This is a genomic window from Prevotella sp. P6B1, assembly GCF_000702825.1.
Taxonomy (GTDB): Bacteria; Bacteroidota; Bacteroidia; order Bacteroidales; family Bacteroidaceae; genus Prevotella.
Genome location: NZ_JNKF01000013.1, coordinates 236643 through 254310 on the forward strand (window position 1 = coordinate 236643; position 17668 = coordinate 254310).

A 17668-nucleotide genomic window follows, 5' to 3' on the forward strand; every position below is an offset into this window, starting at 1 on the left:
AGATATGGTACACGTAGAGGGAAAAGACGACAGAATGGTTGCCAACAATTTAGAACCGCACTACCTGACTCACCCGGGCGAAGTGATTAAGGACGAACTGGAGTTTCGTGGCATCAGTCAGCGCCGCCTGGCAGCTGAGATTGGCGTGCCTGCCAGTCAGCTGAACGAGGTGCTGAACGCCAAACGACCTCTGAGCACAGAGATGGCACTGCTCATCGAGCAGGCTTTAGGACTGGATGCTACGCCATTATTAACGCTGCAAATGAATTATAACCTGCTATCGGTAAAACGCAACAAATCATTCTTGGAGCGACTAAAGGACATACCTAGAATCGCAGCGGTATTTTAACCCTGCAACAATGGTAGTCGCAAAATTTGCGACTACCACTGCTATAGTCGAGGGGATCACTGCTTTTTCAGGGTGATGCCGGCTTGCATGCCCTTAGCGGTCTTCAGCAACGAGGAGATCGTCTTGATGCTGCTGTTTGTGGAGTTGGAGCCTAACGATTGGAACATGGTCAGCAACTTCGTAGCATCGGTCACAAACTGCATGTTCTTACCGCTCAACTGGGTGGTGATCGATAGCGCCTGAATAGTGGCGATGGTGAGCTGAAGCTTCGAGTCGACTACTTTCCACTGGCCACTCATGGTCTTGCCCTTCAAGGTCTCGGTGAACGTGCCGTCTTCATTGAACGTGATGGTAAACGTGCCGGGCGTGAAACCACACTGCGTGAGATAGCTCTGCAGCTTGCTTTCCACCTTGCCGGCGGCCAGCTTGTAGGCGGCACTCGTGAGGATATTGTCCGACTCGAGCACGATGGCGGGCTCTGCATACACCCACGTACCGACAATGTTCTTCGACGTGGCCTGTTTGTTATTTGAGAAAACGGTGGTGAGACTGGAAATCAGATCGTCGCCCGATGATGAACTGTCGGACGAAGCTGATTTAACCACTTTTCCCAAAACATTGCCCAAATTAATCTGGGCCTGTGCGTTGCCTGTAAGCAACATGGCAAAACCGAGAACGGCTACCCTTAAAATATTCTTTTTCATCCTATTTAAGATTTTTCTCTGCAAAGATAATACTTTCCGGCGATTATTGCAAGCATCCGTGCAGAAAAAAATACAATGCAGACAAGCTTCACAGCTTATCTGCATTTCTTTACGTTAAATTGAGCTCCATCAGGATGTCGCAACGTTCATAGGCTTTGCCCTTCAGTGGAATTTCCTTGAATCCCAGTTTGCGATACAAGGAGATGGAAGCTTTCAACTGTGTGTTGCCTTCAAGGAAGATACGTTTGATGTCGTGTTGGCGCGCATATTTGAGTAATGCCTCTCCCAGGGCATAGCCTATACCTCTGCCTTGTGCCTCAGGTGATACGGCCATCTTAGCTAATTCATAGATGTCTGATTCTGGATGCGGTTTTAGTGCACAGCAACCTACCACCTGTCCACTGTCATCAACAGCCAGGAATATCTGCCCACCGCGCCCAATAATGCAGTCGTCAATATGCGCAAAGGTGTCCAAATCAGACTGTTCCAGTCCGAAATAAGTCTCTATCCATTGCTTGTTCAACTGGATAAAGTCCTGTTTGTACTGTGGCTCGTAGGTACTGCGATCTATTGATATAACCTCCATAGTCAAACTTAGTTTTTGTGAATTTGCGGGCAAAGGTACATCAAAACAAACAAACGATACTGCGCTGAAAAATAGTTCTTGGTTTTTAACACAGATATGGAAATCCTTGTGCTACCCCTATTGTGGCATTAATCCGAAGGGTGGGATTAGGCTACCACAATTGTGGCACTCCCTGCAAGCAGGGGGTATTAAGCTATCCCCTAGTGCTGCATCTGAACTATTTTTGCACATAAATGCCAAATTGTTTGTTACTTCAAGAATAAAATACTAAATTTGCACACGAAACTCCAATTGAAGCAGAAATGAAAATTAAATCACTCCTTCGATATTCTTACCGGGTGATAGAGTTTTTGTTCATACTCTCTATTACCGCTGGTATTGTATCCATGGGGCTGAGCAGTCATGATAGCGCCCAAATGATAGGAATGCTAATTAAATGAATGTATGGAGCGAGAAATGACAGATAGTTCCAAACCAAAAGGATTAGCTGCTCGCATATTGGGAGAGCAGCCTATAGGTCTTCAGAAAACATTTTTCTGGCTTATGATCCTATCGCTCACGTTGTGGCCGTTATTGTTCTTCGGGTCTTTATTCTTCTTCGATGCTCCTATCCGTACGACTGTTGACGAAATCAGCCGTTGGGGTATGGTGCTGACCATTTGGCTTTATCCCCTCTATTTGCTGCCCTTAATGAGATCGTGGTTCCAATTGTCAAAATGTCTGCGGGCAACCTGGCTTTTCTATCTATGCCCTCTGATACCTATTATTATATTCTTCTCGTTTGTGGAATTAGCCTCAAGCGAATATGCAGCAAGGAAACCTGAAGGGTATGATTCAGCGACATTCAAACGCATAAACGAATCATTCGCCAAAGACATCAATCATGTATATTATTGTAATGAGATTCTGGAAGATGCGGATCCAAAAACTTTCCGCGCTTTAAGCGAAGAATATTCTGCTGATAGTCGGTATGTCTGGTATAGAGAGAATAAAATCGAAGGCGCAAATCCACAGACTTTTGTAGCACCAGAGAAAAACAACTCTCTTGATATTTCTATCGATCTTGCTCATGATGACCACGATTATTATAACCAGAACAATCCTCTTCACGTTGCAGATATGGGCAGTTTCAGGCAGATAGATGGCAGTTGGGCTGTGGACCGTCAGAATGTCTATTATATTGGACATGAAGCCGAAATAGGAAAAGACATTGTGCCTATAGGAGATTTCCGCACGTTCAGGGTCTTGAATGATTTCTATGCAGCTGATGCTAAATATGTGTATTACAAGAATAAGGTAGTAGAAGGGGCTGACCCAAAGACTTTTGTCGTGCTGGATGGTGGAAATGACTATGGACAAGATAAAAATCGCGTCTATTATCAAGATTGTGGAACAACAATACGAAACCTCGATGCTTTGAAGCACAGGAATATGGGCAACGGCCTGTATGAGACATTCCATACCGATGGTAAGACGGTATATAATCCTGAGCTGATGGCAATGCCCGTTGGCACAGACTTTTCGACTATCCACAGGGTAGAACGTTATCGCGACTGGTATGCAGACAAAAACCGGGTTTACTATGAAAACCGTCTTTTACCTGAAGCCACCCCCCAGGCATTCAAGGTCTTTCCGATACACTATGTGTCAAAGGATTATGTGTCAAACAATAATAAAGATTTCGATTACTCCTATGACGGCAATCGCGTATATTATCGTGATTCATTAATGCATGGGGTAGATGTCGCCTCCTTCATTTGTGGCTATGATTATGTTGACTCCATTTCATTTGCCTTCGACAAGAACCGTTATTATCAGGGGAGGCCCAATCCGCGTCTCGAAAAACTTCGTCAAGGCAAATGTCGAGTTGACAGCGAATGATTGACCCTCCTTCTTTTGTTTAGAAGTAGTAAAACGGAACAATTGAACAAAAACGTTATATCAATAAATGGCAAAACGAAGAGAAATAAGAAACAGTACGGCAGAGTTTCTCATCTTTCAAATAGAAGGAAAGGAACAGGGGGTAGAGGTATACTATAAGGACAAGACTGTGTGGTGTACCCAGAAGGCGATGGGTATGTTATTCGACTGTACCTCTGACAATATAAGTGTACATTTGCAGAACATCTATGATACGGATGAACTAAAAAGGGAGGCAACTACCGAGAAAATTTCAGTAGTTCGTCGTGAGGGTAATAGAGATGTAAATTGCAAGCATCCGTGCAGAAAAAATACAATGCAGACAAGCTTCACAGCTTATCTGCATTTTTCAAAAAGTTGTTTTATTATAAATGATTTACTCAAAAAGTTAATGAATTCTACTTCAGTCGCTGGTAGCCATAAGCAGCTGTGCTGCCCAGCTCCTCCTCGATACGTATCAGCTGGTTGTACTTGGCCATACGGTCGGTACGAGAAAGCGAACCAGTCTGGTTCACTTTAATCAGTATCGAGTTGGCAGCGCCCATCTTGATGCCCTTCTCCAGGAACTTGGTGTTGGGCGCAAGCCAGCGATACGCCGAGGATGGCGTTGGCTCCCAGTTTCGACTTGGTGGGAGTGGCGTCAAGGGCCAGCATCTTATAGTCGATGGCGCGCTGCTCCAGCACGCAGTCGCCCTTCAGTGCAGGCGCAATCACCTGGTTCACGTTGTCCACAGCCTTCAGCACACCCTTGCCCAGATAGCGCTCTTTGTCGCCATCGCGCAGTTCCAGCGCCTCGTTCTCGCCAGTCGATGCACCCGCGAAAACCTACAAAAGCCGGTTAATCAGAAGTAGGTATCACACGTGAGACACACCTGCGTAGCTCTTTTTCAGTCATTAACAGTCAGTAGTCATTAGTCATTAAGGGTGACGGAATGCGGAAAGAGAAATAGTAGTATATATATAATATATTATATATATACTACTATAGTATGATGCGGTGTGTTCGGGGCTTATTGACTATTGACCGCTATTGACTATTGACTGAACATACTGTAGGTGAGATAGATTTTTAGCGCACAAAGATTCGCAGACCGCAATCAAAATATCGTACCTTTGCAACGTTGAAATGATTGAGACAGACGACCGCCACACGCGGCAGAACCATTTCCCACGTGCACCAAGAAATACGCTCACGTGTGGCAGCAAATCCGGCTCAGCATCGAGACACAGACGACGAAATATCGCATTTCAGAATTATTATTACAAACCAAAAAAAATCAGCATTATGGCATTGAAAGTTAAAGCACAGGAGAAGTTGCAGAAGATCGGCAAGTATGAGGGCACCTATCGCTACATCATGATGCCCGAACTCTACACCTCGCTCTCGCAGGAGAAGGTGATCAAGGAGGCAGCCATGCGCAGCGGCGTGAGCAAGGGTATCATGCAGGCCTGCTGGGACGCTGCCGGCGAGGTGATCAAGGCGTGGGCCACAGAGGGCCACAGCGTGGCACTGCCAGGACTGGGCACCATGCGATTCGGACTGCGCGCCAAGAGCGTGGCCAACGTGAACGACGTGAAGACCGGACTGATTACCAGTCGCCGCATCATCTTCACCCCCGCAGTTGAGTTGAAGGACGAGCTGGCCGACACCGCCATCCAGATTACCTGCTACGACCGCAACGGTCAGGAGGTGAAGCGCGTGACCAGCAACGACCCAGGCACCGTGGAGGAGCCCGACAACGAGAACACCAACGGCGACAACCAGGGCGGCAACACCGGCGGCAACACCGGCGGCGGCGAGCCCAATCCCGACGGAAGCAACGAGGATTAGCGCTTAGGGGCGAAAGCCCCAGCGCTTTAAAGAAAGTTCACAGTTCAAAGTTCAAAGTTCAAAGTTATGAGTAAGAAAGAAACCATCAAGTTTATCGTGCAGATGATTGCCTCCATCGCAACAGCAATCCTGACTGCACTGGGCACCACCTCGTGCATGGGGTATTGACACACACGCGCACAAGAGCGCAAAAAAAAATCGAGGGGACTGTTTGCTCACGCAAACAGCCCCCTCTTAACTAAATAAAAACCAAATTCTAAGTTAGAAAACTAACTTAATCCAGTTCTTCATCAGCCTCGTAGCCACCCATCTCGCGGATAGCATTCTTCAGCATGGTGTACTGTTGATAAAGGTTGTTGACAGCCTCCTCGCCCTGAGTATAGTCGTGCATGGGCGACTTGAGGAAGAAGCTCAGGAAGCGCTGAGTGCCATAGCGACCGGCACGGGCAGCCAGATCGCTCAGCAGACACAGATCGAGACACAGCGGAGCCGCCAGGATGGAGTCGCGGCAAAGGAAGTTGATCTTGATCTGCATGGGATAGCCCATCCAACCGAAAATATCGATATTGTCCCATCCCTCCTTGTTGTCATTACGCGGGGGATAGTAGTTGATACGCACCTTGTGATAGTACTGGGTGTCCTCGTCGTTGCCATGACCGTAGAGGTCGGGCTGCACATCGGGCTTCAGGATGGTCTCGAGGGTTGAGAGCTTCGACACCTCCTTGGTACGGAAGTTGGCAGGCTCGTCGAGCACCAGTCCGTCGCGGTTACCCAGGATGTTGGTTGAGAACCAACCGCTCAAGCCCAGGCAACGGGTGCCGATGATGGGAGCGAAGCCCGACTTGACGAGCGTCTGCCCCGTCTTGAAATCCTTACCCGCGATAGGCATCCTGGTCTGCTCGGCCAGCTGCCACATGGCTGGGATGTCAACGGTGGTGTTTGGTGCACCCATGATGAATGGCGCACCCTCTGTGAGTGCGGCGTAGGCATAGCACATCGAGGGAGCGATGTGCTCGCGGTCGTCGGCCTTCATCGCGGCCTCGAGATCGCTCAGCTGGTAGTGTACGGACTCGTCCACAGGCACGTATATCTCGGTAGAGGCTGCCCAGAGCACAACCACGCGGTCGCAACCCTTCTGGGCCTTGAACTGGCGGATGTCCTCGCGCAGGGCTTCCACCATCTGCCAACGGGTGAGCCCCGTCTTCACATTGTCGCCGTCCAGGCGCTTAGCATAGTTTTTGTCGAAGGCGGCCTTCATGGGCACTATCTGCTCGAGTTCATCGCGCACGGGCTCGATATCCTTCTCCTTCAGCACCTCGGCATACATCGCTGCCTGATAGGCGTTCTGGGGATACACATCCCAGCAGCCGAACACGATATCGTCCAACTTGGCCAGCGGCACGATATCGGCATAATGCAGATACTTGGCGTCGGCACCGCGGCCCACACGCATCTTGTCGTACTGGGTCATCGAACCCACAGGTTTGGCAAGCCCCTTGCGAGCCATCAGCACACCTGTCATGAAGGTTGTAGAAACAGCTCCGCAACCTACTACCAGAATACCCAGTTTCCCCTGGGCTGGCTTTACATTTGTTTTGTTCATTTCCTTAGTTTGGTTGAAATAAAAATCTAATAAGTTGGGTACAAAGGTGCAAATAATAATCGGAAAAAACAAAGGAAACCATAAAAATAAACATAGTTTTCATTAAAATGTATGAAATTTGCCGGAAAATGTATACCTTTGCAGCCGTTTTGCAATAATGCACAACATTTTAATAGTTATTTAACACAATGTACAAACAAACATTCAACATGAAGCGCCAGCGCCTGGTATTCCGTCATTTCGGAAACAAAGGCTACTCGCTCTTTGCTTGTCTGGGCCGCGAGGTGGTTTGCAGTGTGCTCTCGGTAGCCACACTCACCTATGCCTCTGCCGAAAGCGTCAGCACGCATCCCGTGGTGACCGACTCCGCCTCGACAAACACGGCACGCGAGATGATGCTCGACGAAGTCAGCGTGACGGGATCGAGGGCGCCACTGACCAAGAGTCAGGCTGCGAGAATGGTAACTGTACTGGATCGCCGCGATATTGCGCAGGCGCCCGTACAAAGTATTAACGACTTGCTGAAATACGCCATCGGCGTTGACGTACGCCAAAGGAGCCCCCTTGGCGCACAAACCGACATCTCCATCCGGGGAGGCACGCAAGATCAGGTAATCCTGCTACTGAACGGCATCAACATCTGTGACCCGCAGACGGGCCACAACGCCATGGACTTGCCCATCGACCTGAGCGAGGTAGTGCGCATCGAGGTGATCGAGGGACCGGCAGGCAGAATCTACGGTTCGTCAAGTCTGGTAGGCGCCATCAACATCGTGACGCGACCAGCCCAGCAATCAAGCACCAGCGTAACCATGGAAGCCGGTAGCTACGGCTACGCCAAGGTGAGCGGCAGAACCAATCTGAAGCAAGGCAGATGGAACAACCAGCTGAGCGCCGGCTACAGCCGAAGCGATGGCTACAGCCGCGCCAAGGCAGGCACGCTCAACACCGACTTCAGCGGCTCGAAAGCCTTCTATCAGGGACAGTACGACGACGACGACGTGCGGCTGAACTGGCACCTGGGCATCGCCGACAAAGGCTGGGGAGAGGGCATCGCCTACGCCACACCCAAATGGCAGGCCGACAACCAGTACGAGCACACCACCAAGCTCTACTCTGCCATCCAGGGCGAAACCAAGCGCGGAAGCCTGCACTTCGCACCCACCATCTACTGGAACCAGAACCGCGACCGCTACGAAGGCTATCGGGGCGAACCGGAGAAGATGAAGTTCAACTACAACCGTACCGACGTGTACGGCGTCAGCCTGAACGCCTATTTCGACTGGCAAGCCGGGCGAACAGCCCTGGGCGCCGAGCTGCGCAACGAGGACCTGGTGAGCGGCAACCTGGGCGAACCACTCAGCAAGCCCCACCACATCAATGGCACCGATCGCGACTACACGCTGGGACTGAACCGCACCAACATCAGCGCCTATCTGGAGCATAACATCCTGCTGGAGCAGTTCACTATCTCAGCCGGACTGGTGGCCGTAAAAAACACGTGGAGCAACAAGCACATGACCGTCTACCCGGGCATCGACATCAGCTACCGCCCCACCCCCACGTGGCGGCTCCATGCGGCATGCAACACCTCGCTACGCATGCCATCATTCACCGAGATGTATTACAAACTGCAAGGCTACAAGGCCGACCCGCATCTGCAACCCGAAGAAATGACGGCCGTAGAAGTCGGTGTCAATGGTCGATGGTCAATAGTCAATAGTCAATTAACGATTTGGTATCACCACGGACGCAACATGATCGACTGGATCATGGACACCTCGATGGGCGACGAAGCCGTGTGGCAGAGCGTGAACCACACCAAGCTGAACAGCATCGGCGCTGAAATAGCCCTGCAGTTCAAAATCAAGCGTTCAACGCTCAATGTCAGCTACAGCTACATCAACCAGGACAAAGAGCGCGAGCCGGACATCGTGTCGCAATACGCACTCGAGTACCTGCGCCACAAGTTCACCGCCAACGCACAGCTGCCCCTGACCGACAGGCTGACATTAGGACTCAACATGAGGTGGCAGGACCGCGTGGGGCAGTACACCGACTTCGACGGCCACGCGCACAACTACCAGCCCTACGCCCTGGTCGACGCCCGACTGGCATGGCAACAACCGCAATGGAGAATATATGTAGAGGCCAACAACCTGCTGGATAAGCAGTATGCCGACCTGGGACGGGTGACCCAGCCTGGCAGATGGCTGATAGCCGGATTCAACCTGAATCTATAGGCAAAAAAAAACGAGGCTCGCTTTTCAGCGGGCCTCTTATCTTTTGGGTTCGGACAATGACTGCTTGAGCCGGACAATCATTTCTTGAGTTTGAACGATGTCTCGATACTGGTTAACTCAGCCACAAAGGCCTTGTCGATCTTGAGTCGCTTCTCTACCGTGTTGCAACTGTGAATCACCGTAGAGTGATCGCGGCCGCCAATGAGCTGCCCAATACGCGATGCCGGCATCTTGGTGTGCTTCTGGGCGAGATACATCGATATCTGGCGCACCTGCACATAGTCGCGCTTGCGGCTCTTGCTGAACACATTCTGCTGGCTCACACCATAGTGGTTACAAACCTTCTCAAGGATATCGTCGATGGTCAGCGGATGGTTGTCCACCTTCACCGCACGCTTGATGACACGCTCGGCCAGCTTCATATCGATGTTCGAATTATAAACTATCGAATAAGCCATCAGCGAGTTAACCACACCCTCGAGGTCACGCACACTGCCGTTGGCGGTCTGAGCGATAAACTCTATGACATCAGCAGGTATCTTCAGACCATCACGACGGCATTTGGCGTTTAGGATATCGACACACAACTGCACATTGGGCTTCTCGAGCTCGGCTATCAGTCCGCAGGCAAAACGCGTCAGCAGGCGGTCCTTCATACCCTGAAGGTCAACTGGAGGACGGTCGCTGGCCAGAATAATCTGTTTGCCAGTACGGAACAAGTGATTAAAGATGTGGAAGAAGGTATCGAGCGTTTTCGGCGAATTCATCCACTCCTGAATATCATCGACAATCAGCACGTCGATGCTCTGATAGAAGTTGATGAAATCGTTTGTGGTATTCTGACGAACCGAATCAGTAAACTGAACCTGGAACAATCGGGCACTCACGTAGAGCACACGCTTGTTGGGATAGGTCTCAGCGCACTTCAATCCGATGGCATTGATCAGGTGAGTCTTACCGCAACCTGAAGGGCCATAAATATAGAAAGGGTTGAAAGTAGATTTTCCTGGATGCTCGGCAATAGAGAGACCAACAGTACGGGGCAGTTTGTTTGAAACGCCCTCAATGTAATTGTTGAAGCTCTTCTTGTTGTCAAGTTGCGGATTGAGCTGCTGCTGACGAGGCACATCAAGCACACGAGGCGACTTGTTGAGGTGCTGGCGCATAGGAGCGGTCTCAAGGCGGGGGCCGTCACTATCCACATCGGTAGTCACATCATGACCCTTGCCCTCCTGAGCCTTTACCTCTACGACACGGTAACTCAGTCCGACATTGGCGCCAAACACTCGCGATAGTACCTTACCCATCAGAGATACGTAGTATTGCTCCAAGTACTCGTACACGTACATACTTGGAACTTGCACCAATACCTTATTGGTTGCCTCAGAGTAAGACTCGAAGACAATCGGTGCAAACCACGTTTTAAATTGCTGCTCAGTTACATTAGCCCGGATTAAACGTAGGCAGTCGTCCCAGAGCGCCTGATGATTACTATTCATTTGGCGATAAAAATTCTTTTTTTAATATGTTCACTGATACAAGACTTAGGCTTGTAGAGTTGATAACTGTGGTGCAAAGGTAGTACAATTTTTCGGAACTTGCAAATCGGGGGAATCCCCTTTCGTGTGTACACTTTTTGTAACTACTTATAACTGTGATAGTTACGATGTTTCACACTTTCATTGCTCTCTACGCCCTCTTGCAGATATAATCTTCTCTGATTATCAGGTAGTTACGTAAATAAACACCTTTTAAAAACAAGGCCGAGGCACTAAAAAAAGTACCAACGACCTATTGTTGTTATTTAGACAAAATCTATATTACTTATCTTTCTTGCCGAAAACCGAGAAGTGTACATAGCGTTTTGGATGGGCCTTCAGGTCGATCATCAACGAGTCGGCATGCATCATTGTGGCATTAAGATTATTGTACAGACCAGGGTCGCGCATCAGCAAGCCCAGCGTACCCTCCTTGCTATTCAGCTTGGCAGTCATCTGCTCAACATTCTTCAGGGTGGTATTCACACTGCTCATGGTCGAAGCTATGTCGAGGTCGTTCAGATTCTTGGTAATCTGGTTGGTATTAGCCAGTACACCATCGGCATTCTTCAGCATCTGCGGCATCTGCTGGTTCAGCGCTGCAGTAAGCTGACTCAGGTCGCGCGAGGTGCGTGTCAGATCGGATGTTATCTGGTCAACATTGTGCAACGAGTGGGCAATAGCTGGATCGGCCAGGAGCGTATTGACACTGGCCAGAATGGAATCGAGCTTGGGCAGCATCTGCTGGATGGCGGGAATCATGTCGGCAGCCTTTCCCATGGCGCCTACCTGCTGACCACCACTGATGGTATCGCCAGGAGCCACCATACCACTGGAAGCATCGCCTAAGACAAGCATCACCTTGACATTGCCCATCAGGTCGGTAGCAATCTCTGCACGACTGCCCCGGGGCACATTCAACTGGGGATTCACGCCAATAGTGGCCACTATCTCACCTGTATGATCGTATTTGAAATCAATGCCCTCGACCACTCCCACACGATAACCGTTAGCATAGATAGGACTGGCTACGGAGAGTCCGCTCACATCCTGGAACTTCACGAAATATCGGTTGTCGGTAGAAAACAGCGTCATTCCCTTTAAGAACTGCAAACCGAAATAGAGTACCAGTACTCCTGCTACAGCCACAAGGGCAATCCGAATTTCTTTCGAAAACTTCTTCATATTCTTATCTCTTTATTATTTCTTTGATTTAAACTCACGAATGGCAGCATTCACATCTACACGCTGACCTCCCTTGAAGGCCACAATGAAAGCCTCAGGAATCTTGGTGGCCACCTCCTTACGCAAACGATAAATCTCGTTGTAATTGGCTGATGCACCTACGGTGTACTTATACACACCGCCATCCTGATAGAAATCGACATGCTCCAGGCCCTTGAAACGGGCATCAGTGGCCTTGAGTCGCGATGAGCTCGACAGAATCTGCACCTTGAATATCGGTGCATCGGTTGGAGTGGCGCTCACGGCAGGCTGTGTCTGAGCCGGCACGGGCTGGGGAGCCACCACCTCGGGGGCGGGCTCTGCCACCGTCTTGACCTCTATCGGTTCGACCTTAGCCTCAGCCACAGGAGCTTCGGGCACTGGGTCGTCCATCTTCATATAAGGTATGGTGATATTGCCGCCATGACGCTTACGGTAATTCAGGAAGGCATTGAACATGCCGCGGGCATACAGACTCTCGGCGTTGGCAGAGTTCATGAAGTCCTCTTCGTCGCGGGTCGAAATAAAGCCTAACTCCAACAGCGCTCCAGGCATCGACGAGAGGCGCAGTACGGCCAGATTATCCTGCTGGGCACCCATATCCTGGCGGCCTGTGGCCTGGCACACATACTTCTGCATATATTTCGCCAGCTCAACGCTGTTCTCCATATTCTTGTCCTGAATGAACTCGAACATGATATCACTCTCGGGCGAATTGGGGTCATAGCCATGGTAGGTCTGCTTGTAGTCCTTCTCCATGAAGATCACCGAGTTTTCGCGCTTGGCCACTTCCAGATTCTGCAGCACACCCGTCTGCTTGCCAGTACGCTTGCTGGTTCCCAGAGTGTAGGTCTGGAATCCGCGTGCCACCCTACCCTTGGGCAAGGCGTTGATATGAATCGAGATAAACAAGTCGGCCTTGTTCTGATTGGCAATATCGGCACGGCGGTACAACTCAACAAACTTATCAGTCTTACGGGTATAGACCACCTTGACGTCAGGGCAGTTCTGCTCGACCAAGCGACCAAAAGCCAAAGCAAACTTCAGGGTGAGATTCTTCTCCTTGGAGATAGCACCCACAGCACCAGTATCGTGGCCACCATGTCCGGCATCGACCACGAGCGTAAACTGATTAGTATTTCCTGCATGAGCCACCAAAGCCCCACACAGCATCAATATTCCAAATATATATTTAATCCTCTTCACTATTCAATTCTAATTCTTCACTATTCACTCAGATAGTGTATTTCCACGCCTGCGCCTTCGCAATCGGCACCCATCGGCGGGTTTTTCTTTGTTATTTTCAAATCGATAGACGATACCTGCGGGAAACGCTGCTGGATGGCATCTGCTATACGGCCTGCCACATGCTCCAACAGGCGCGACGGCTTAGCCATCTCTGTTTCCACCAAGGCATACAACTCGGCATAGTTCAAGGTATCAGCCACCTCGTCACTCTTCATAGCCTCAGCAATGGGATAGCCCACACGAAGGTCGACGAAGAACTCGCCGCCTACCCGATTCTCCTGAGGCAGCACCCCATGGAAGGCATAGAAACGCGCCTGATTCAGATAGATATATGCCGATGCCAGTCTCATGCCTCCTCAACAACGTCTTGTTCCAAATCGTCATGATTGCCGGGAGCATACTTCTTCAAGGCACGCTCAACACCCGTCTTCCAGGTATTGATACTCTCGTCCTTCAATGACAACGATGCCACCAGCTTAATGACGTGCTCAATAGGCATACGATAGCGCAACACGCCCGAGATGAGCTTGGCATAGTTCCAATACTCGGGGTTGAACTTCTCAGAGAGCCCCTCCACGGTGGTCTTGTAGCCACGCTTATTCTCGAATTGGAAGTCGTAGCGCTTGGTTCCGTCGGGATTGAGCTGTTTGATAATCTTTCCCTTCACCACATTCTTGGGGAGCACAATACCTTCTTCGTCATCGGCCAAGCCCGTAAATATCTCATAAGGATAGCCATCAAGCAAACCTACCAGAGCCACCCACTTTTCACGGTTATTCTGGAATCGTACTACATCACATTCGAGCTCCTGTGGGCGAACTTCGGTCACATCGGGACGACGTTCGTGCGTGAACAAATCGATAGCCTGCATAGAGAGGTTGACCAACAACTCCGCATCATCAGGAGCTATCTTCTGAAGGCACTGATCCAAAATAGCATTGACACGCTCTTCGCTAAGCGTGCTATCGGATCGCCTGCCCACAGATGTCAATTCGCGAGCTATACGATGAATGAGTTCACTACGCAAGTTTTCTTCCATATCTTTATATTTTTGTGTGCAAAGTTAATAATAAATGAGGAAATATTTGTATTTTTGCATCCAAAACTTACTAAATATCAGATTTTTATAAGCAAAATTAAGAGATATGAAGAATTTATTGACACGACGAACCATTAGAAAATACACCTCGCAGGACGTGAGCGAGGAATTGCTGAACCGGCTGATGAACGAGGCTGCACGCACCCAGACCATGGGAAATCTGCAGCTCTACAGTGTCATTGTAACGCGCTCTGCCGACATGAAAGCCAGGCTCGCACCCGCCCATTTCAACCAACCCATGGTGAAAGAGGCGCCTGTGGTGCTGACCATCTGCGCTGATTTCAACCGTACCAGCTTCTGGGCAAAATGCCGCAACGCAGAACCCGGCTACGACAACTTCCTCTCATATATCAATGCCGCCACCGATGCCCTGCTCTATACGCAGACGCTCTGCAACCTGATGGACGAGGAAGGCTTGGGCTACTGCTATCTCGGCACCACCGTTTATCAACCCCAGCAGATTATCGACGTGCTGCAGTTGCCAAAGCTGGTGATGCCTGTGGCTACCCTCACCGTGGGATGGCCAGCCGAAGAGCCCGCACTATCCGACCGTCTGCCGCTGGAGAGTTTTGTGCATCAGGAAACGTATCAGGATTATCTGGCTGCTGATATCGACACCTATTATAATTATAAGGAGAACCTGGAAGAGAACCAGAACTTTGTACGTATCAACAACAAGGAAACACTCGCCCAGATTTTCACCGATATCCGCTACACCCGCAAAGACAACGAGGCGATGTCGCAGACACTCTTCGAGGCCCTCATCCGCCAAGGGTTCTTCCCCTATGCCCGACGCTTCGAGCTGTTCTAAATAAAAAAACGAGGGCCCTCACACCGAGGCGCCCTCATTTCTTTTTATGATGACATGCTAATTAGTCTTCGAGCGTAATGGGCTTGTACTTTGGTACCAGTGCCTTCATGATACACCAGCCTATCAGGTAGGCTACAGCACAGATACAGAATACAACCATGTAGGCAGCAGGCTTACCTTCGAAACCGAAGAACTGGAAGGCGGTACCCTGATTGGCTGCCCAGGTAAAGAACTCACCCGAACCCATGTTGATGGCCATCGAACCGAAACCACCAGTCATGGTACCCAGACCAACGATGGTACCGATGGTACTCTTGGGGAACATGTCGCCGATGGTTGAGAACAGGTTGGCACTCCAAGCCTGATGACCTGCACCCAGCAGACCGATCAGGATAGCTGGCCACCAAGCGCTATAAGCACCAAGAGGCTGAGCCAACAAGCCTAATACAGGGAAACAAGCAAATATCAGCATGGCGCGCATACGACCCAGATAGGGGTTCATGCCCTTCTTGTCAACAAAATAGGTAGGCAGATAACCACCACCGATAGAGAGAACGGTTACAATGAGGTAGAGCGTAAAGATGAGCGCAATACCCATAGCCGAATCAGAGGTATAGCCGTACTGGTCGCTGAAGTAAGCAGGCGCCCAGAACAGGAAGAACCACCAAACACCATCGGTCATGAGCTTACCAACAAGGAATGCCCATGTCTGGCGATAAGTAAAGCACTTGAGGAATGGAATGGCTTTCTCTTCCTTTACAGTCTCACGATTCTGAACCTCCGACAGGTCGTTATCCTGCTCAATGTAGTTCAGCTCGGCCTGGTTAACGAACTTGTTGCTGCGTGGCTTCTCGTACAGCCACATCCACAAGCCCATCCATACATAACCCAGTACACCAATGATGATGAAAGCCATCTCCCATCCCCAGGCACGTGCCAAGAGGGGAATAGTGGCAGGAGCAGCCAAGGCACCTACCGATGCACCACTGTTAAAGATAGAGGTAGAGAATGCACGGTCCTTCTTGGGGAAGTACTCGGCAGTGGCCTTGATAGCTGCAGGGAAGTTACCTGCCTCACCCACAGCAAGAATCATACGGCAAGAGAGGAACAACCATACAGAAATGGTTGCAATAGCTACAGCAGCATCGCTACCAGCCTGCACCATACGCAAAGCCTCGATGCTGTCATAGCCCTCGATATTCATAGCCACCCATCCACAGCCAGCATGCATGACAGCACCTGTGCTCCATACAAAGATGGCAATGAGATAACCTTTCTTGGTGCCCATCCAGTCGATGAACTTACCCGAGAAAAGGTTGGCAATGGCATAGAACAACGAGAACAAACCCGTAATCTTACCATAGTCGGCATCGGTCCAATGGAAATCTACTGCAATAAAATCCTTCCAAGTTAACGAGAGAACCTGACGGTCCATATAGTTCACTGTGGTTGCCAGGAACAGCAGCGCACAGATAACCCAACGGAAGTTGGACATTTTTGTAGTCTGTACTGGTGTCATAATTATCTCAGGTCTTTAACTTCAATATTATCCTTATCGTTATAGTTCAGGTTCTCGCCTGCCATACCCCAGATAAAGGTATAGTAATAGGTGGCCGATGCGCAATGGATACTCCACTCCGGACTCATAATAGCCTGCTCGTTCTTGAGCCATACCACACGGGTTTCCTGAGGCTCACCCATCACATGACTGATCTGCTGCCCCTCGGGCAGATTGAAATAGTAGTAAGCCTCGATACGACGACCATGGGTATGAGGTGGCATGGTGTTCCACACACTACCCTCCTGCAACTGGGTCAGTCCCATCTGCAACTGGCAGGGGCCCTCTTCAAGGGCGGTATTTACTATCAGCTGGTTGATAGTACGCTGGTTGCTCTCGGCCTTGGTGCCCAGAGGTTTCTCCTTGGTACCTACAATCACTGCCTTCAGGCTCTTGACCTTGCCATTCTTACGGCCATCAAGTGTAACCCACTGGGTCTTATAGTGCTGATGAGCAGTGGCACTGTTCAGATAGAACTTGGCGGGATTCTTAGGATCTTTCGAACGGAAAATCACCTCCTTATTGGTATCAATATCATTACCTTTCTTATCCTTACCAAGCCAGCCACGCCCCACATAGAGTGCCTCGCTATAGCCAAGTGGATACTCCTGACCATCGACGATAACAACGCCATCGCCACCAGTATTGATGATGCCCAACTCACGATTACGCATAAAATAGTCGGCACGCAACTGAGGATGAGTCTCCAGCTTCAAATCCTTGGTTACAGGCATAGCGCCACCAAAGATAAAGCGATCGTAGTACGAATAAGTGAGGTTAATCTCATTGGGCGCCATCACCTTCTCCATCACAAAACGGTCGCGCAGAGTCTGCGTGTCATAGTGTTTAACATCGGCAGGGTGACAAGCTGTCTGGAACGTCATGTTCTGCTGGCCGAAGGCCGTTGCAAGATTTCCCATAAGCATCAGTGTAAAAATTGTTTTCTTCATTGTT

16 protein-coding genes and 3 pseudogenes are annotated in these 17668 nt (G+C 49.9%); 7 read left to right on the forward strand and 12 right to left on the reverse strand.

Going from position 1 to position 17668, the window contains the following annotated elements; all coding sequences use genetic code 11:
• Window positions 1–4: 4 nt before the first annotated feature.
• On the forward strand, window positions 5–349 hold the full coding sequence (locus T495_RS0110275) for a HigA family addiction module antitoxin (RefSeq protein WP_033148592.1): 345 nt from the start codon (window positions 5–7) through the stop codon (window positions 347–349).
• 56 nt (window positions 350–405) lie between these two features.
• On the opposite strand, the gene T495_RS0110280 is transcribed toward T495_RS0110275, so the two are convergent.
• Window positions 406–1053: a lipocalin-like domain-containing protein gene (locus T495_RS0110280; RefSeq protein WP_051651993.1), complete on the reverse strand. Its 648-nt coding sequence runs from the start codon at window positions 1051–1053 to the stop codon at window positions 406–408.
• 109 nt (window positions 1054–1162) lie between these two features.
• Window positions 1163–1639: a GNAT family N-acetyltransferase gene (locus T495_RS0110285; RefSeq protein ID WP_033148593.1), complete on the reverse strand. Its 477-nt coding sequence runs from the start codon at window positions 1637–1639 to the stop codon at window positions 1163–1165.
• A 444-nt stretch (window positions 1640–2083) separates the two neighbouring features.
• Here T495_RS0110285 and T495_RS0110290 point away from each other — a divergent pair, with 444 nt between their 5' ends.
• Window positions 2084–3520 carry a DKNYY domain-containing protein gene (locus T495_RS0110290; RefSeq protein ID WP_033148594.1) on the forward strand — a complete coding sequence of 479 codons (1437 nt, stop codon included), beginning with the start codon at window positions 2084–2086 and terminating at the stop codon, window positions 3518–3520.
• A 67-nt stretch (window positions 3521–3587) separates the two neighbouring features.
• A pseudogene (locus T495_RS16190) lies at window positions 3588–3854 on the forward strand (death-on-curing protein); the annotation flags it as partial.
• Between the two features lie 103 nt (window positions 3855–3957).
• Here T495_RS16190 and T495_RS15615 read toward each other — a convergent pair.
• Window positions 3958–4104: a hypothetical protein gene (locus tag T495_RS15615; RefSeq protein WP_081832091.1), complete on the reverse strand. Its 147-nt coding sequence runs from the start codon at window positions 4102–4104 to the stop codon at window positions 3958–3960.
• A 28-nt stretch (window positions 4105–4132) separates the two neighbouring features.
• A pseudogene (gene eno / locus T495_RS0110295) lies at window positions 4133–4378 on the reverse strand (phosphopyruvate hydratase); the annotation flags it as partial.
• 466 nt (window positions 4379–4844) lie between these two features.
• Here eno and T495_RS0110300 point away from each other — a divergent pair.
• Window positions 4845–5390, forward strand: a complete 546-nt coding sequence (locus T495_RS0110300) for an HU family DNA-binding protein (protein WP_033148596.1) — start codon at window positions 4845–4847, stop codon at window positions 5388–5390.
• 66 nt (window positions 5391–5456) lie between these two features.
• Window positions 5457–5558: a smalltalk protein gene (locus tag T495_RS15930; RefSeq protein ID WP_155950054.1), complete on the forward strand. Its 102-nt coding sequence runs from the start codon at window positions 5457–5459 to the stop codon at window positions 5556–5558.
• 106 nt (window positions 5559–5664) lie between these two features.
• On the opposite strand, the gene T495_RS0110305 is transcribed toward T495_RS15930, so the two are convergent.
• The gene (locus tag T495_RS0110305) at window positions 5665–6993 is read right to left on the reverse strand and encodes an inositol-3-phosphate synthase (protein WP_033148597.1); all 1329 of its coding nucleotides are present in this window, start codon (window positions 6991–6993) and stop codon (window positions 5665–5667) included.
• Window positions 6994–7181: 188 nt separating this feature from the next.
• On the opposite strand from T495_RS0110305, the gene T495_RS0110310 reads away from it, so the two are divergent.
• On the forward strand, window positions 7182–9236 hold the full coding sequence (locus T495_RS0110310) for a TonB-dependent receptor (RefSeq protein ID WP_033148598.1): 2055 nt from the start codon (window positions 7182–7184) through the stop codon (window positions 9234–9236).
• A gap of 77 nt (window positions 9237–9313) precedes the next feature.
• Here the strand turns inward: T495_RS0110310 and dnaA are convergent, their stop codons facing one another.
• The 5 genes and pseudogenes from dnaA to T495_RS0110335 form a co-directional block, all read right to left on the reverse strand.
• Complete coding sequence (gene dnaA, locus T495_RS0110315) at window positions 9314–10735, reverse strand: chromosomal replication initiator protein DnaA (RefSeq protein WP_028903165.1); 1422 nt, start codon at window positions 10733–10735, stop codon at window positions 9314–9316.
• Window positions 10736–11056: 321 nt separating this feature from the next.
• Window positions 11057–11959 (reverse strand): MlaD family protein, encoded by a 903-nt coding sequence (locus T495_RS0110320; protein WP_033148599.1) that lies wholly within the window; start codon window positions 11957–11959, stop codon window positions 11057–11059.
• Window positions 11960–11974: 15 nt separating this feature from the next.
• Window positions 11975–13204, reverse strand: coding sequence for an N-acetylmuramoyl-L-alanine amidase (locus T495_RS0110325; RefSeq protein ID WP_231495088.1), 1230 nt, complete (start codon window positions 13202–13204; stop codon window positions 11975–11977).
• A gap of 20 nt (window positions 13205–13224) precedes the next feature.
• Window positions 13225–13596, reverse strand: coding sequence for a dihydroneopterin aldolase (gene folB, locus T495_RS0110330; RefSeq protein WP_033148601.1), 372 nt, complete (start codon window positions 13594–13596; stop codon window positions 13225–13227).
• A 47-nt stretch (window positions 13597–13643) separates the two neighbouring features.
• A pseudogene (locus T495_RS0110335) lies at window positions 13644–14087 on the reverse strand (ribonucleoside-triphosphate reductase); the annotation flags it as partial.
• 304 nt (window positions 14088–14391) lie between these two features.
• On the opposite strand from T495_RS0110335, the gene T495_RS0110340 reads away from it, so the two are divergent.
• Window positions 14392–15156, forward strand: a complete 765-nt coding sequence (locus tag T495_RS0110340) for a nitroreductase family protein (RefSeq protein ID WP_033148602.1) — start codon at window positions 14392–14394, stop codon at window positions 15154–15156.
• A gap of 61 nt (window positions 15157–15217) precedes the next feature.
• On the opposite strand, the gene T495_RS0110345 is transcribed toward T495_RS0110340, so the two are convergent.
• Window positions 15218–16675 carry an MFS transporter gene (locus T495_RS0110345; protein ID WP_033148603.1) on the reverse strand — a complete coding sequence of 486 codons (1458 nt, stop codon included), beginning with the start codon at window positions 16673–16675 and terminating at the stop codon, window positions 15218–15220.
• 2 nt (window positions 16676–16677) lie between these two features.
• Window positions 16678–17664: a 5-dehydro-4-deoxy-D-glucuronate isomerase gene (gene kduI / locus T495_RS0110350; protein WP_033148604.1), complete on the reverse strand. Its 987-nt coding sequence runs from the start codon at window positions 17662–17664 to the stop codon at window positions 16678–16680.
• Window positions 17665–17668: the final 4 nt, after the last annotated feature.

Coding starts and splice junctions, on each gene's coding strand:
- T495_RS0110340 (WP_033148602.1), top strand. CDS start 14,392: ATGAAGAATTTATTGACACGACGAACCATTAGAAAATACACCTCGCAG.
- dnaA (WP_028903165.1), bottom strand. CDS start 10,735: ATGAATAGTAATCATCAGGCGCTCTGGGACGACTGCCTACGTTTAATC.
- T495_RS0110310 (WP_033148598.1), top strand. CDS start 7,182: ATGTACAAACAAACATTCAACATGAAGCGCCAGCGCCTGGTATTCCGT.
- T495_RS15930 (WP_155950054.1), top strand. CDS start 5,457: ATGAGTAAGAAAGAAACCATCAAGTTTATCGTGCAGATGATTGCCTCC.
- T495_RS15615 (WP_081832091.1), bottom strand. CDS start 4,104: ATGGGCGCTGCCAACTCGATACTGATTAAAGTGAACCAGACTGGTTCG.
- T495_RS0110275 (WP_033148592.1), top strand. CDS start 5: ATGGTACACGTAGAGGGAAAAGACGACAGAATGGTTGCCAACAATTTA.
- folB (WP_033148601.1), bottom strand. CDS start 13,596: ATGAGACTGGCATCGGCATATATCTATCTGAATCAGGCGCGTTTCTAT.
- T495_RS0110285 (WP_033148593.1), bottom strand. CDS start 1,639: ATGGAGGTTATATCAATAGATCGCAGTACCTACGAGCCACAGTACAAA.
- T495_RS0110320 (WP_033148599.1), bottom strand. CDS start 11,959: ATGAAGAAGTTTTCGAAAGAAATTCGGATTGCCCTTGTGGCTGTAGCA.
- T495_RS0110300 (WP_033148596.1), top strand. CDS start 4,845: ATGGCATTGAAAGTTAAAGCACAGGAGAAGTTGCAGAAGATCGGCAAG.
- T495_RS0110280 (WP_051651993.1), bottom strand. CDS start 1,053: ATGAAAAAGAATATTTTAAGGGTAGCCGTTCTCGGTTTTGCCATGTTG.
- T495_RS0110290 (WP_033148594.1), top strand. CDS start 2,084: ATGGAGCGAGAAATGACAGATAGTTCCAAACCAAAAGGATTAGCTGCT.
- kduI (WP_033148604.1), bottom strand. CDS start 17,664: ATGAAGAAAACAATTTTTACACTGATGCTTATGGGAAATCTTGCAACG.
- T495_RS0110305 (WP_033148597.1), bottom strand. CDS start 6,993: ATGAACAAAACAAATGTAAAGCCAGCCCAGGGGAAACTGGGTATTCTG.
- T495_RS0110345 (WP_033148603.1), bottom strand. CDS start 16,675: ATGACACCAGTACAGACTACAAAAATGTCCAACTTCCGTTGGGTTATC.